This is a genomic window from Autumnicola musiva (assembly GCF_031846585.1).
GTDB lineage: Bacteria > Bacteroidota > Bacteroidia > Flavobacteriales > Flavobacteriaceae > Autumnicola > Autumnicola musiva.
Genome location: NZ_JAVRHK010000013.1, coordinates 95,710 through 112,817, shown reverse-complemented (window position 1 = coordinate 112,817; position 17,108 = coordinate 95,710). Strand labels below are relative to the sequence as shown.

The window sequence follows — 17,108 nt, the reverse complement described above, 5'->3', positions numbered from 1 at the left end:
GTGGTTTTTGGCCTTGGCACCATCCCACTTATGACCACTGCCATCTGGATAGGGAACTTACTATCGGGAAAAGTCATGCAGCATATTAAAAAAGCAGTACCGGTATTTCTGGCTATTATAGCCGTTATGTTTATTTTACGAGGCTTGGGGCTGGGGATTCCATATGTTTCTCCAAAAGATATTACGGAACAGGCGAACTCTAAATATGAATGTCATTAAATTACTGATGATATGAATTTCCTACAGAAGATTTATAAGTCAAAGCGGGAATTTCTAAAATGGCTACATTGTTTTTGTGATAAAATCCAATTAATCGAGCATTTATCATGCAAAATTAATAAAGTTTCAGTTAAAGATGGAACGGGAAGATGATATGGATTAGTTTCTCAATTGAGAGATATCTGTTAACTGCCGTACGGCTTTTTAATTAGGTGGATCCATTGCGAATTTGTCGTTACTTGTAAGATTCCTTATTGAGCCAAAAAATTTTATTCAGCTCATTTTTCAATTGGGATCTATAATTGATTACTAAACAATAACCATAAATCGAAGATTTTGACCAATAGCTCAAGTATATCAAAAGTAACTACTTAATTTTAAGCACTACTCTAATAAAAGAGTAAGATATTCCCGGTTATTGGTCTTGCTTCTCTCTTGAATTCACTCTTTTATAAATGCTTGTTTATTTCAGTAAGGTTGTTCTTAAGTGAAGAAAAGAGATTTCAGAAATATTAATATCTCTACCTGTTTCCAATTCAGTTTTATACATACCATCTTTAATATAAACATTCTTGTAGAATCTTAAATATCAGCTTTATTTTTGCGACCTCTTTATCGGGTAATAATTGTATAAGTGTGGGATTGTCATAATTATAATCTAAATCCAATCGTTCATTGCTTTCCATATAGTCTCTGGCAACTGTTGAAGATTGTCTAGTGTTGATTCAGAAAAAAATCATCTTGAGCAGATTTATTTCATTTGCATCCAGCAGTTGCCATGATTGCAAGGGCGGAGAAGATATAAATAATTCTTCTCATGAATTCTAATGTTTTGGAAATTTTATATCTTTTAGGTAGTTTGGGGTTTGCTTCGGCTGTTATCTAATAGTGCTAAGCTGTAATTATTTTAATTAACCTTCAACGACTCTAGCTATCCTATAATGAGTAAAAAGGTACATCATAATTGAATGTTTTCAATTATGATGTTTTCAGAAATTGAAGTAAAAAAGTATTAGTTCGTAATTCAGTTAACGATTAATTATAAATTATCCAATTGTTGTTTTGTTGTTAAAGATACCTTAAGAATTTAGATAATTTATATTTATATTCACTGCGGTTTATAAAGGAAATCAAAATTTGAATGATTCAGCACTAACTTTAAAAGAATTCAGAGAGCTTTTTCAATCGCTCTATCCCTCCCTTTGTCTTTTCGCCAATTCATACCTGAAAAATACCGGCATTAGTAAAGATGTAACCCAGGAGGTGTTTATAAATGTTTGGGAGAAGAAGGTGAAATTTACCTCATATGCTGCGGCAAAATCCTTTTTATATACTGCGGTAAAAAATAAATGCATCGATCATCTGCGCTCTTCTCGGGTAAGACTTACAGAGCATTCAGTAGAGGTAGATTTGCTTGAACAAGAGGATATGAAAAGCTTTTTTTATAAAGAAGCTTTATCTGCTGAAACAGCTGGAATAATAAAAAAAACTATCGATGAACTTCCGCCTAAATGCAGAGAAATTATGAGGCTTTCATTGAAAGAATTAACAAATCCTGAAATAGCGGAAGAATTATCAATTTCCATCAATACTGTTAAAACTCAAAAGAAAATTGCCTATTCAAAATTGAGATCGATTCTTCAACAACGGCCTTAAAACAAAGGTTCATGGGATAAGTCACATCTTTTTCTAATACAGTATCCCTAGTATTTTAAAAATAAATTTAATAAAAACTTGAACTTTTCTTCACCCTCTCTTAAGATTCATTCGTTTTATGAGTGGAAAGCATGATGAAAATGAATCAAATTGAAAAAGTTCTTGACTATTCAAAAAAACTGGCTGAAGCTGTTTTTAAAGGAAAAGACATACCAACATATAAAAAAGATTTTCCTCTTCAAGAGGAGGATATAAATGAAGTAGTTAAGGATTTTCGTGAGCAGGATTCCAATCATCAAAAATTACTTAATGAAATTGATACAGAGAAAGATTGGGAAGAACTAAGCTTAAAGATTTCACCAGCCAAAAGAAGATTTTCTTTTATGAAATATGCTGCTGTTTTTTTGGTGATCTTTGGTATTTCTGCTCTGTTTTTTATGAACCATCAGCCTGAGGAGGGGCAGCAACCTTATGTGATTAGTGCAGGTACAGATAAAGCTACGCTCACATTGGGGAATGGTGAATCCATTGTCCTAACAAAAGGAGATGATTACTCTGATGAAAATGCGCACGCTGAAGACAGCCGATTGGTTTATAATTCAAAGGTCAAGAATCAGAAACTAATTTTTAATTCATTAACGATCCCGAGAGGAGGACAATTCTTTGTCCGTTTGTCTGACGGAACAAAAGTCTGGATGAACTCGGAAACAAAACTGAAGTATCCGGTTCATTTTATCGAGGGCCAACCCAGAAAGGTGGAGCTGTTATATGGTGAGGCTTATTTTGAAGTTACACATAGCACTGAGCACCGCGGGGATTCTTTTGTTGTTCAAACCGAAGGTCAGGAAATAGAAGTATTGGGAACCCAGTTTAATATTACAGCTTATAAAGAAACCCAGACAATTTGTACAACGCTTGTAAAAGGAAGAGTGAGTATAGAAAACCAAATTTCACAAAAACTACTGAAACCCGGTCAACAAGCCACAAATACAGGAAATAACGAGCTTATAAAGATTAAGGATGTGGATGTGTCTTATTCCACAGCCTGGAAAGATGGTTTATTTATGTTTCACAATGAGCCTTTGGAAAAAATGATGGCACAGTTGTCTCGCTGGTATGATATAGAGGTGATCTTCAAAAATTCTAAAAAGAAGAGATACACATTTTCAGGTACGCTTGAGAGAGAAGATAACATTACTAAACTGCTTAATACCCTTGAAAAAACAGGAGAAGTAAAATTTAATATAAAAGAAAATAAAATTATGATAAAATAATAAAATAAAAAAGGAATTAAAGTTCGCACCTTCCACAGCATCAAACTGAAATTCCTTTATAGTTCAATTACTTAAATCAACTGAATATTTAAATAATCATCTACAAATTTATGAAAAATAATTTGATCTCTACCTATGGTCTTTATGGCTATAGACTTCACCTGTTATTCATGAAAACCTTTATTTTTTTACTATGTACAACAGCTTTTGCTTTTAGTCCTAATAATGGTTTTTCTCAGGATGCTCCTATAAGCATCAATAAGGACCAAGCGCTAAAATTGGATGAAGTGTTTGATTTGATACAGTCTCAGACCGATTATCTGTTTATATATCGGTATGACAATATTAAAGATGCTCCGGTCATTCATGTCAAAGAAGGAGTAATAAAAACTTCAGAATTATTGACAATGGGCCTCGATCGCTTGGGGTATACTTATAAATTCTTTGAGAATACGGTGATCGTAAGTAAAAAAGAAAAAGAGCCAGAGCCTAATGTTCTTCAGGTAAACGTTCCGGTTACGGGTGTAGTGCAGGACTCCTTAGATATGCCTCTGGCCGGTGTCACTGTAATGGTTAGGGGAGAGCAAAAAGCTGTAGCCACTAATCTTGAAGGAGAGTTCAGGATGAAAAGTGTAGCGCTGGGTTCAACTTTAGTTTTTACCCACGTTGGTTATCTTTCTAAGGAAGTGGAAATTATTTCGGCGGAATTTGCTAAAAACCTTGAAATTACTTTACAACAAAATATAGGAGAATTAGAAGAAGTCACCTTGGTATCTACAGGTTATCAGACGATATCGAAAGAGCGGAGTGCCGGTTCATATTCAAAACCCGATATGGAGGTATTTCGAAACCGCGGTTTTAGTATGAATGTTACAGATCGTTTGGATGGTCTCGTACCCGGGCTTACCATAAATAAAAGCCCAGGAGCTGAAATTAATAATCCTGTATTAGTAAGAGGCTTGTCGTCATTATCCCTTAACTCCAGCCCTTTAATTGTAGTTGATGGGGTGCCTGTAGCAGATGTTGCTCCCCGAACTACCAGTGAACTTGCGTTATCAGGACTTTTAAATATCAATCCACAGGATATCAGGGATATAACGGTTTTAAAAGATGCTACGGCAGCCTCTATTTGGGGGGCCAGGGCAGCAAATGGAGTAATTGTGATCAACACCAAAAAAGGTTCTTCTACCGGTGATATTGAATTCCAATATGATACGTTCCTAACAATTGAGGGGAGGCCAGATCAGGATTATTTGAATACTCTTAATAGTAGGGAATTTATTCAGGTCGCTGAAGATATTTTTGATCCTACGATTAGACCCTATGAGTCTGTTACTGCTTATGGAACAGGTGGTAGTGGTATACCGCCACATGAACGAATTTTATATGATCGATATCGTGGAGTGATAAGCGAAGGCACTGCAAGAAGACGATTGGACAGCCTTTCGGATATAGATAATACCGGCCAGATTAGTAGGCTATTGTATCGCCCGTCTGTACTTACCACACATACCCTTTCTGTATCTGCCGGTAAAAAAGGATATACTTTTTACGGTTCAGGAAATTATACGGGCACACAAAGTACTACCCCCGGGCAAAAAGATGACCGGTATAAATTAAACCTGAGACAGACTTTTGAAATTGGAGAGCGTTTTAATTTTGATTTAATCACAGATATTACCTATCAGGACAGGTTCAGCCCTAACAGTATAAACGCCGATAGTCGTTTTTTGCCCTATCAACTATTTAGGGATTCCAATGGCAATAACATAGAAATGTCTTATATGACGGAATTAAACGACTCTATAAGAAATGCTTATGAAGATGCAGCTCGTCTTGATTTAAGCTATACACCGTTAGATGAAGTGAATTATGCTTATAATGAAAATGTAACAAAGTCCATTAGAAATGTACTGGGTGTAAACATCAATATTTTTGATGGATTAAGTCTTCGCGGGACCTACAGCTATACAGCTAATTCAGTTGAAAACGAAAATTACGTAGATCACCTTGCCATAGGTCAAAGAACAGAAGTTGCCGAATTTACAGTGGTGGATGAACCAGGAGCTGATCCACAATACCTGCTGCCTAATACCGGCGGCAAATATACGGTTAGAAATTCAGATGTAGAGGCCTGGACTATTCGAAACCAGTTGTCTTATGTTAAGGACTGGAATAACAGGATGCATCAGCTTAATATGATTGTGGGACAGGAATCCCAGGAACAGTTGAGTATCAGTAAGACCAGTGAAGTTAGGGGGTATGACGACAGGTTACAGAGTTATGAACAAATAGATTATGGGGCATTGCAGCAAGTTCCTTATGTTGTTAAGCCTAATCAATTAAATCGTCCTGATATTGGACCGCAATATGTAATTAGTAGTTTTACCATAGCAGATGGACGTTATTTTAGACGGGGTGAGACATTGACCAGGTTTACATCTTATTATGGTAATATTGCCTACACTTTCAATCAGAAATATTCATTTAATGGGAGTGTAAGGAATGACCAGAGTAATCTGTTTGGTTTAGATAAATCAGCCCAAAACAAGCCCGTATGGAGTGCAGGAGCCAAATGGGATTTAGGTAAAGAATCTTTTTTGAATGGTGCCGCTTGGTTGAATTCGTTGGCTTTGAGAGGGACCTATGGTATTGCAGGTAATGCTCCAAGTCCGGGTGACGCCGCCTCATTCGATATATTATCGCCTACGGGGTCTTTTTTCTTTCCAACCGGTATAGGGTTGAGTATTTCAACTCCCGGGAACAGTAAATTGAGTTGGGAGCGTACCGCAACCACTAACCTTGGTATAGATTTTAATATCCTTGGTCGAATTTCAGGTTCGGCAGATTATTATCATAGAAAAACTACTGATCTTTTAGGTTTTGTCCCTACTAATCCATTTACGGGATATAGCAGTGTTTATGGAAACCTGGGTGATCTGGAAAATAAAGGTTTTGAATTGGGCTTGCAGAGTAGGAATTTAATTCTTCAGGATTTTTCATGGACTTCTACCCTAAACATAGCCTTTAATGAAAATATCATTACTAATCTTAATTTAACCCAGGAAATCACTTCTGGTGACGCAAGGGTAACCAGCCCTAGGCCTGCTGAAGGTTATGCTTCTTTCCCACTTTTTGCTTACGATTATGCAGGACTTAATGAGAATGGAGATCCGCAAATACGCCTGGCAGATGGTACGGTTACTAGTGATCCTAACGTAGCTACTTTAGATGATATTAAGTTTATGGGAACTACCCAGCCCAAATGGAATGGAGGTTTTGGAAATACTTTCCGCTATAAAAACCTTTCATTGAATGTAAATACGGTATTTAGCCTCGGGCATGTAATGCGCCGGGATGTAAATACATTCTATTCTGGGACAAGACTGGATTCTCAAAATTTTTCTTTTAATACCGGGAACATCAATGATGAGTTTTTGGATAGATGGAGGGAACCGGGTGATGAGGCTTTCACAGACGTCCCCCGTCACTCCCCTGCTCCAGACAGTAATCGTGAAATAAATTATTATACCTATGGGGATAATAATGTGATAAGCGGTTCATTTATAAAAATCAGGGATATCAACCTGATCTATCGCTTACCTCAAAATCTGTTTCGAGGATCGGGTATAGAACTGGTCACGGTAAGGGGGCAGATATCAAATCTTCTATTATGGGCCAATAATGACTATGGAATAGATCCGGAATATCATTTCTATCAGGGAAGAAGGTCACTTAGGCCGGGAAATAGAATGACCCTGGGATTAAATGTAAAATTCTAAAAATAAATTTATGAAACTATATATCGATAAAGTATTATATAAAATACTTCTTTTAATTCTGAGTGTTTGTACGCTCGGTTCCTGCCAGGATGATTTCCTTGAAGTAATCCCAAAGGGACAGCTCATAGCCGAAAAAGTTGTGGATTATGATCAAATGTTCTACAATCTTCGCCTTATAAATATATCAACTGCTAATGCACAGGTTCCTTTAAGTCCGGAAATCCTCGCCTTCGAGCCTTATTTTAGTAACGAAGCTTTGCGTACCCAAAGATTATATCGTTGGGAAGGGCTGGTTTATGACGACGAAGAAAATGCGGGTGAACTTGAAAACACGATGGAAAACCTGTACATCTATAATAAGATTATAAACGAGGTTCTTGAAGCTACTGAAGGTACTGAACAGAAAAAACTTTCTCTACAGGCTGAAGCAAAAGCCGGAAGGGCCTGGGTCTATTTTCTTCTGGTAAATTATTATGGCATGCCTTACAACGAAGAGACTTCTTCTACAGATTTGGGTTTTCCAATAATAACAGAAGCAGATCTTACAGGTACCGATTTTAGCAGGGCAACAGTGGAAGAAAATTACCAATTTATTGTACAAGATCTTACAGAGGCTATACCAAATTTACCGACTAATGTAGAAAGCAGGTTTAGGTTTACCCAGGCTGCCGGGAAAGCCCTTTTAGGCCGCGTCTATACCTTTATGGGAAGATTCGAAGAGGCCCACCCCATGTTAAACGACGCATTAGATCAAATGGGCAATATGGGAATTGATGTAAGGCTTACCGATTATAATGCCGGGGAACAAAGTAACAACCTAAGAGTAGATACCTATCCTGAAATTCTATATGGGAAGCAGTTTAATAACTCATGGGCATCCCCATATTCAGTAGGTTCAATTGCCGTGAAGCCCGAAGTAATGGAATTATATCAAGAAACTGATTTACGTTTTCAGCTTCTTTATGAATCTACTGCACGCGACGGGAAGGAATATCCTGTAGAAGGAGCTTATAGAAAAACTGTATCTTCAAATACGTTCTTTGGTGTGGGGGTGCCCGAAATATACCTTTTTGATGCTGAAGTAAAATGCCGTCTTAATGATCTAGCAGGTGCTGTAGAGGTGCTTGAAGACTTCCGTTCTCACAGAATGCCTCCCGAAAATGCAGCGGTACCTGCCGATATTGCATCAAATCGAGAAGCCCTCCTTCAATTTATATTTGACGAACGTCTGCGAGAATTTGCGGCGCAGGGATTCCATTGGTTTGATATAAGGAGGTTGACTGTAGATCCTGATATTCCTACTCCTGTTTCTGATTATACCCATACAGTTTATAATGCCGATGGTTCGGTAAAAGGGGAATACCAGCTAACTCAGGAACGTTTGGTACTTCGTTTTCCAGAAACAGTTATGGATCAAAATCCTAATTTAATAAACAACGATTAAGAAAATATAACAACAGAAGGCATTTTAAAATGCCTTCTGTTAAATAAAAAAGCAATGAAAAAAATTTTCTTTATAGTAGCCTCCTGTTTATTAATTATTATTGCCTGTAAAGATGATAAGTCTTCCGAAGCAGCAGCAGTAGAAGGTTTTGTGATTCAAGGAAAGATGGATACGCTTCAGCCTTCTTCAATGGCCTTGCTTTCTTATAAACAAAATGATTCTACTTATCTGGATTCTACGATGGTAAAGGATGGGAAATTTCAATTTGAAGGGGAAGTTGCTCATCCGGATAATGCTAATATAAGTATCCGCCATGGCAATGAATTTCCAGAGAAATCCTGGAACAGGGATACCTATTCATTTTATATTGAAAATAGCGAAATAGAGATCACTGCTTCAGATTCTATTAAAAAGGCGGAGATAAAAGGTTCTAAGCTTACAAACCAGTCCATTGAATTCAGCAAAGTGATGAACCCGTATCGGGAAAAGATTCAAACCTTGAGTCGTGGCCTGCAGGGTAAGCCTCAAGATGATGCTTATATGGCTACGGTTGATACCATTAAAGCAACCGGGAAAAAGGCAGAAGATTATGCCCGTAAATTTATTGAAGATCACCGGAATTCTTACATAGCGCTGCAAACTTTTGCAAACTATGAACTGGGGTATAATTTTGATCCTAAAGTTGCCGAAGCAGAATACGATAAATTTAGCGCAGATGTTCGTAACACTCCCTTAGGCGAAAGAGTTTGGGATAAGATTGCCCTTGCTAAAAAAACCTCTGTAGGGGAAAAAGCGATCGACTTTACACAAACTACTTTGGAAGGAGAAGAATTCAGTTTAAATTCTTTGAAAGGAAAATATGTACTTATAGATTTTTGGGCCAGCTGGTGTGTGCCCTGCAGAATGGAAAATCCATTTGTGGTAAAGGCATATAACGAGTATAAAGACAAAAATTTCGAGATCGTGGGTATTTCTCTGGACGAAAGCAAAAAACCGTGGGAGAAAGCCGTTGAAAAAGACGGTTTGCCATGGATTCATGTGAGCGATTTGAAAGGGTTTAAAAATGAAGCGGCACAAGCTTATGGAATTACTGCCATACCTCAAAACTTTTTAATTAATCCTGAAGGAATCATAATCGATAAAAATCTTCGTGGAGAAGATGTGGCGGCAAGGCTTTCAGAAATATTTAAAAAAAGCTAATTGATGCTATTCCTGTATCTAAAAACGATAATATTCGCATACTACATTAAAAATAATTTATGAAAAAAATCACATTTCTTGTTTACTTTCTTTTTATTCAACTTATATCCTTTAGTCAGGGCACCAAATTTTCTAAGGTGGATTTAGATCAAGCTATTAATAAGGCCAAAGAAGAGAATAAGTACATCTTCATAGACTTTTATACCAACTGGTGTGCGCCATGTAAGTTGATGGATAGGGATGTTTTTCCTCAAGAACAGGTAGGCAATTATTTTAATGAAAAGTTTGTAAGCATAAAAGTAAATGCCGAAAAAGAAGGTGTTGACCTAGCTAAGAAATATAATATAAAGGCTTACCCTACATTTGTGATATTGGATGAAAATGGCAATTTGGTACACCTATTTGCAGGAGGCGTTCTGGATGGAGAAAAGTTTATTAAGAAGGTCGATCAATCTTTTAATCCTGAAAAAGCTTATGGCGTTCTTAAAAAACGTTACGATTCTGGTAAAAGGGACATAGAGTTGCAATCTGCTTATTTACAGGCATTGATTAATACGCATACCATAAAACCAGATTCGCTGGTGGATGTATTCTATAATGGTCTTAGCAAAGAAGAAAAAATAAGCGAAGAAACCTTATTTGTTTTTGAAATGTTTGCACCTCTCGATTCTGAAAGGGCAAATTTCCTCGAAACAAATCGGAATAAATTCAGAAAGGTAGCAGGGACTAAAAAAGTAGATTCGATTTTAAGAAGTAAATACGAATCTTATTTCACCAAGATCGTAAAAGGATACGCTCAGGATACGTCGGTTAGAGAATTGGAAAAAATAGAAGAACATGTGGTATCACTTGGAATATCAAATTTAAAAGCGCTACCCGTATTCGAGTCAGGAGCACGATTACAACTCACAAAAAAAGGAAAAGAAGATTTTCTGAAGGAAGTAGAAAATACCATTCCCAAACTGACCAACAATGAAAAAGACATAATGCTGTACTTAATTGTTCCTGGCCTGAAAAAGATTTTAAGCGATAAGGAGAAAGAAAATTTAATCGCAATGGTTAGTGATGAGGATGTTAAAGGTTATATAACCAGGAGTATAAATTAAGCTCCTATTAAAACTGATCTGTCCTGGGTTAGACTAGCCCCAAAATAATATCCTATTTCATTAAGATGAAATGGCCTAAACTAAGAATATTTAATTTAAAAGGTCTTTTAAGTAATAGTTTTACACCCTAAGTCCTTTCCAAATATATTTATCAATGAAAAGAATATTTTATATCACGGTCTTTTCGCTACTGGCGTTAAACTCGTGTAAAAACAAGGAAACCGCTGAAGAAAAAGAAGAAGGTTTCGTAATACATGGAGAGATCGGCCAATTAGAAGATTCTTCCATGGCGGTTCTTTCCTATAAGCAAAATGACTCTACGGTAACCGATTCTGCCAAGGTTGAAAACGGTGAATTTAGATTTGGCGGAAAGCTTATTCATCCGGCAGAAGCTGTAATCAGTTTACGACACGGGGAAACTTTTCCTGAACAACAGTGGCAAAGTGATTCCTATCACTTGATTATTGAAAATAGTGAAATAGAGCTTACCGCTAATGATTCCATAAAAAAAGCAAAACTAAAAGGTTCTGTGTTAAACGATCAGTCTGCGGAAATAGAAAAAATGACTAGGCCTTTAACAGATGAAATTATTGCCTTGTATGCGAGAATGAAAGGCAGAAGTGAAGAAGATAAGTGGTCTACTTATGACACCATTCAGGTTTATGTGGATAGTATAAAAGCTGTTGCGCATAAATTTATTGTGGAACACCCGGATTCTTATGTGGCTTTACAAAGATTTTTACGTCATGAAATGCCTAAGAATTTTGATCCTGAGAAAGCAGAGGATTTGTTTAAAAAATTCCCCGAAGATCTGCGCAATACGCCTACAGGAAAACAAATTGCAGACAAAATCGCAATCGCTAAAAAATCTATGATAGGGAAAGAAGCGATGGATTTTACCCAAACTACTCTAGAAGGAGAGGAATTCAGATTGAGTTCCCTGAAGGGCAAATATGTGCTGATTGATTTTTGGGCTGCCTGGTGTAAACCCTGCAGGGCAGAAAACCCTAACGTGGTAAAAGCTTACAACCGGTATAAGGATGAAAATTTTGAAATTGTGGGAGTTTCGCTTGATGCCAGCAAAGAGCAGTGGAAAGGAGCTGTAGAAAAAGACGGACTCCCCTGGATACATGTAAGCGACCTCAAATATTGGCAAAATGAAGTTGCTCAACAGTATGGAATTAAATCGGTGCCGGCAAACCTCCTTATTGATCCTGATGGAATAATTATAGCTAAAAATCTTAGGGGAGAAGCGCTTACGAAACGCCTTTCAGAGATCCTCGGAAATGTCTAATTTTTATTTTTTCGATTGTCTGATTTGAAATTATCTATTAAATAAATCAGATTAATTCAGCTATCTAACTGTTCTTCTGGAGATGTTATTCCATCTTCGGGTTTCTTTCATATAATCCTTTGCCAAGCAAAAAAAATTAAAAGCTATTCAGCTATTCAAAACAATGATATCAGTGAAAACAAAACATATAAGGATTAATATTTACAAACTATGCCTTACAATTCTCTTGTTATTTCAGGCTAATGAGGTTTTATCTCAAATTTATGACCCTGTTTCATGGGAAACAAGTGTTGAAAAAATTAGTGGCAATGATTATGAATTGATTATTAAAGCTACAATTGAACCAGGATGGCATCTTTATGCACAAAATATAGATGAAGGAGGGCCTGTACCTACTTCTTTTAAATTCTCACCGAATGGTAAGTTTAATTTGCAGGGAGAGACCGCGCAATCCAATCCTCATACTGTGTATGATGATATTTTTGAGATGGAAACCTCGTTTTATGAGGATAGAGCAGAATTCCGGCAGAAAATATCACTGGAGGAGCCCGGTGTAGCTGTAATAGAGGGAGAGGTGACCTTTATGGTTTGCGATGACACCCAATGTCTCCCTCCCGAAACCAAAATACTTACATTTAAATTAGCATCAACAGGAAAAGCACAATTAACCGGGGAAAAAAATGCTGCTGATAAGGGTAATGATCTGAAAGAGAATGAGAATACGGAGATTGAAGATAAAACTGTCCAGGATATTAATTCGTCCAATGAACGAAGTTTCTGGGGAATATTTTTCATAGCCTTTCTCTCAGGCTTTGCCGCTTTACTAACTCCCTGTGTGTTCCCCATGATTCCGATGACTGTTAGTTTCTTTACTAAGCAAAGCAAGACCAAAAGTGCCGGGATACGTAATGCTGTTTTTTATGGAGTATGTATTATCATTATTTATGTTATTCTCGGAAGCCTTGTAACCTTGATTTTTGGAGCAGATGCCCTCAATGCACTTTCCACCAATGTCTGGTTTAACCTCATATTTTTCCTTTTACTGCTGATTTTTGCCTTTTCCTTTCTAGGTGCTTTTGAGCTTGTTCTGCCCAGTTCCTGGTCTACTCGCATCGATTCCAAAGCCGATCGTGGTGGGGTAATTGGGATCTTTTTTATGGCATTAGCTTTGGCAGTAGTTTCCTTTTCTTGTACCGGACCCATTGTGGGAACCCTTTTGGTACAGGCGGCTTCAGAAGGTGGTTTTGCTCCTTTGGTAGGGATGCTGGGATTTTCCTCGGCCATAGCAATTCCATTTACACTTTTCGCCGCATTTCCGGGATGGTTGAATTCCCTTCCACGTTCAGGTGGTTGGTTAAATACGGTAAAGGCTGTTTTAGGTTTTTTGGAGCTTGCCCTGGCATTTAAATTTTTAAGCAATGCAGATCTTGTACTACAATTACATTTGCTGGAAAGGGAAACCTTTCTGGCTATTTGGATCGCAATTTTCGGAACACTCACTTTATATCTTTTCGGTAAGATTAATTTACCTCATGATAGCCCGCTACCTCATATTTCTGTTGGAAGGTTGTCTTTAGGTATTTTCGTATTGGCCTTTACCCTTTATCTGATTCCCGGATTGTGGGGTGCCCCTTTACAATGGGTAAGTGGTTTCCCCCCACCGGGCCAGTACAGCGAATCTCCTTATGGGGTAGGTAACAGCAGGGGAGGACTTACATCGGGAAGTCCGGATTTGCCTGAGGGTGCAGAGTTGGGGCCGCACGATATCCCGTCCTTTCATGATTATGAAACGGGTATGGTTTACGCCACTAAAGAAGACAAACCGGTGTTGCTTGACTTTACAGGCTATGCCTGTGTGAATTGCCGTAAGATGGAAGAGCGGGTATGGAGTGATCCCAAAGTGTTGCAGGTGCTAAAAAATGATTTGGTATTGATCTCCCTGTATGTGGATGATAAAAAAGCTCTTCCTGAAGAAGAGCAATATGTCTCGAAAACCACCGGGAAGAAAATTGAAACGGTAGGAAATAAATGGAGTGACTTCCAGATAAAAAATTATAAGGCAAATGCCCAACCTTATTATGTGCTTTTAGACAATAAAGGGAAAAATCTGAACGCTCCCACAGCTTATGATCCTGATATTGATTCTTATCTGAACTGGCTAAATGAAGGCATCAAAAACTATCATGAAAAGTAAAGAATATTAAAAATAATTATGAAAATTCATATCAAATATCTTTTGGCGCAGATGCTGGCACTGGTGTTTTGTTTCCACATCACAAAAGTTCAGTCCCAGGATAAAACGGAATTAAAACCCGCTAATATCACTACCGGGGTGCTGGAAAATGGAATGCATTATTATATCATGCATAATGAAAATCCGAGAGGAAGAGCGGCGATGTATTTTGCTCAAAATGTAGGTTCTATTCTAGAAGAAGAGAATCAGCGGGGGCTTGCCCATTTCCTGGAACATATGGCGTTTAACGGAACCGAGCATTTCAAGAACAAGGAAATGCTGGAATATTTGGAGAAAAACGGGATGAAATTTGGAAGTGAAATAAATGCCTCCACGCATTATGACGAGACTATTTATAAAATTCATAATATCCCGGTACAAAATGAACAATTGCTCGATTCCCTATTATTAATTCTTCATGACTGGTCTGGAAGCCTAACGCTTTCCGAAGAAGAAATTGATAATGAGCGAGGAGTAGTAAGGGAAGAATGGCGAACTAGGTATACTGCGCAAAGAAAGGCTTCAGATAGTGTTATGAATCAGGGTTTATTGAAGGGTTCTCGATATGCAAAGAGAGGAGCAATAGGTACGATGGAGGTAATCAATAATTTTGAATATGAGGAACTGCGCAATTATTACAAGAAATGGTACAGGCCGGATCTTCAGGCCGTAATTATCGTAGGTGATATTGATGAAAAAAAAATGGAAGAAAAAGTGAAAGAGCTTTTTTCAAAAATTCCGCTTAAAAAAGACAGGCCAAAACGTAAGAAATATGATGTTAAAGTAAGAGATGACTTCACCTACATGAATATCGCAAATAATGAATTGGGGGGTGCTCCTTCTGTAGAATATTATTTAAGGTATGAGGTGGATAACTCTCAAAGTTCGGCAGAGATAATGAAAAACGAAGTGAAGCTAAGCATGCTCAATTCCATTTTAGACCACCGTCTTTCAAGCATTGCTGAATCACCCACGAGCCCGGTGTATACAGCCCGATTTTCATCAAATGATTTTAAATTGCCAAAAAATATAGGAATTCTTAAAATTACGCTTCAGCCTAAAAAAGACAGTTTGCTGCCAGCATTAAAACTAGCGGCTACCGAGTTAAAAAGATTTTATTTATATGGGGCGACCTCGAAAGAATTTGATGGATTTAAGTATTCCAAGGAGCAGAGGTTTAAAAGTGCCATCAAAAAAGGTGGAAGTAGCAATATTTACCATGCCATAGAAATTTCCGAGGCATTTTTCAACGATCATCCATATATGGATTATAAAGAATCCAATCAATACCAGTTGGATTATGTTAAAAATTTGAAAAATGAGGATTTATTAAAATTCTTTAGAAAGTATTACTCCCTTAACGGCAATGTTGTTGCGATCCTTGGCTCTGATGAAATTCAATACCCTTCAAAAAAAGAAGTAATGAATACTGTTACCACCGCGAAAAATTCTCAACCTGAGCCTTATAAAGAGGTTGAAGTCAAAGAGAAAAAACTATTTGATCTTGAACTACAGGGAGGAAATATTATCAGCGAAGAACATTTGGAAGGAGGTGAAGCTACAAAATTTATTCTTTCTAATGGGGCACGGGTTTGGCTTTACGAGAGGATTAATGCGAATGAAGATATTGTTTTCTTTAAAGCAAAAAGTCCTGGTGGAAGATCTCAACTTAAAGAAGAATTACTTGCCAGCTCGGTTTATGCCCCTGTTTTTGCAGAGGCTTCCGGCCTTGCCAACCTCAATAGAAAGGAATTACGAAAATCACGAGAAGTGATGGCTCCCGGGGTAAAAATTAATGAATATGAAGAAGTCCTGGAACGATATGTAGATAAAAACAATATCGAAAATTTATTAAAAGGTGTTCATTTAACATTTACCCACCCTAGGTTCGATGATGTGATTTTTGATGTTACCAAACAGCCGCTGGAAAATATGAACTCCATGTTGCAGGCCAGAACTCAAAGCACGCTGTCCGATTCACTACAAATGGCCATAGCTAATTACAGCCCACGGGAGGTGCATTTAAATGAAGAGCTTCTTAATGAGCTTTCTATGGAAGATATGGAAACCGTTTACCGGGATCGAATAAAAAATGCCGCCGATTTCAAGTTTGTTTTTATGGGAAATTTGGACAGGGAAAAATTTATTCCGCTTATCAAAAAATATATAGGTAGTATTCCTGGGAATGATTCAATTGAAAATATTATAGATCATAACCTCAGACCGAAAAAGGGAATTGAAAAAGTGCATATGGTGCGAGAAATGCAAACACCCCAAACTACAGTGAGTATATATATTACTGAAGAATTAAAATATAACGAAACCAATAAACTGGCTATTAATATCATTGAGCAATTATTGACGAAGCGTTATATGGAAAGGATCCGTGAAGAAGAAGGAGGTACATACGGTGTAAGGGTAAAGGGAGATCTTAAGTATATACCCGAAGATCATTTTACATTAACCATCAATTTTAATTGTAATCCTGATAAGGCCGATAAGCTTGTAGAAATAGTTTATGAAGAGCTGGATGCCCTTTCCAATAATATTGACCCTGCAGAATTTATTGAAATAAAGGCAAATCTCAAAAAGGAGATCAACGACGAAAAGACAAATACCAGGAATTATTTTGAAAAAGTAATTGCCAGCATAGAAACTAATTCTTCAATATCTGATAATGAAGAGGATCTGCAAAGATTGGAAGCTATTACGCCTGAAGATATTAAACAAGTGGCGAAAAAGATTAATAAAGATCCCAGGATTGTAGAAGGTATCCTTATGCCTGAAAAAGAAAAAATATAACTTAATAAGAAAAAATATAAATTCAATGAAATTCAAAACATGCTTATTTCTGTTGTTAGCGCTATGCTTTCAACTCGTTTTTGCACAAGAAAATGTAA

At 37.2% G+C, this 17,108-nt stretch carries 9 protein-coding genes and 1 pseudogene; all 10 read left to right on the top strand.

All coding sequences use genetic code 11. The features are described from left to right. Window positions 1-219, top strand: a pseudogene (locus RM539_RS15370) (sulfite exporter TauE/SafE family protein); the annotation flags it as partial. Between the two features lie 1,137 nt (window positions 220-1,356). Continuing rightward, a complete protein-coding gene (locus tag RM539_RS15365; RefSeq protein ID WP_311504301.1) occupies window positions 1,357-1,875 on the top strand; it encodes an RNA polymerase sigma-70 factor in 519 nt (172 codons plus the stop codon). A 140-nt stretch (window positions 1,876-2,015) separates the two neighbouring features. Then, window positions 2,016-3,149: a FecR family protein gene (locus RM539_RS15360; RefSeq protein WP_311504300.1), complete on the top strand. Its 1,134-nt coding sequence runs from the start codon at window positions 2,016-2,018 to the stop codon at window positions 3,147-3,149. Window positions 3,150-3,259: 110 nt separating this feature from the next. After that, window positions 3,260-6,931, top strand: coding sequence for a SusC/RagA family TonB-linked outer membrane protein (locus tag RM539_RS15355; RefSeq protein ID WP_311504299.1), 3,672 nt, complete (start codon window positions 3,260-3,262; stop codon window positions 6,929-6,931). 10 nt (window positions 6,932-6,941) lie between these two features. Beyond that, a complete protein-coding gene (locus RM539_RS15350; RefSeq protein WP_311504298.1) occupies window positions 6,942-8,375 on the top strand; it encodes a RagB/SusD family nutrient uptake outer membrane protein in 1,434 nt (477 codons plus the stop codon). A gap of 54 nt (window positions 8,376-8,429) precedes the next feature. Beyond that, complete coding sequence (locus RM539_RS15345; RefSeq protein WP_311504297.1) at window positions 8,430-9,575, top strand: redoxin domain-containing protein; 1,146 nt, start codon at window positions 8,430-8,432, stop codon at window positions 9,573-9,575. 59 nt (window positions 9,576-9,634) lie between these two features. Then, window positions 9,635-10,681, top strand: a complete 1,047-nt coding sequence (locus RM539_RS15340; protein ID WP_311504296.1) for a thioredoxin family protein — start codon at window positions 9,635-9,637, stop codon at window positions 10,679-10,681. A gap of 154 nt (window positions 10,682-10,835) precedes the next feature. Next, on the top strand, window positions 10,836-11,975 hold the full coding sequence (locus RM539_RS15335; RefSeq protein ID WP_311504295.1) for a redoxin domain-containing protein: 1,140 nt from the start codon (window positions 10,836-10,838) through the stop codon (window positions 11,973-11,975). 163 nt (window positions 11,976-12,138) lie between these two features. Then, window positions 12,139-14,169: a protein-disulfide reductase DsbD family protein gene (locus tag RM539_RS15330; RefSeq protein WP_432264634.1), complete on the top strand. Its 2,031-nt coding sequence runs from the start codon at window positions 12,139-12,141 to the stop codon at window positions 14,167-14,169. An 18-nt stretch (window positions 14,170-14,187) separates the two neighbouring features. Then, window positions 14,188-17,010 carry a M16 family metallopeptidase gene (locus RM539_RS15325; protein WP_311504294.1) on the top strand — a complete coding sequence of 941 codons (2,823 nt, stop codon included), beginning with the start codon at window positions 14,188-14,190 and terminating at the stop codon, window positions 17,008-17,010. The last annotated feature ends 98 nt before the right edge of the window (window positions 17,011-17,108 follow it).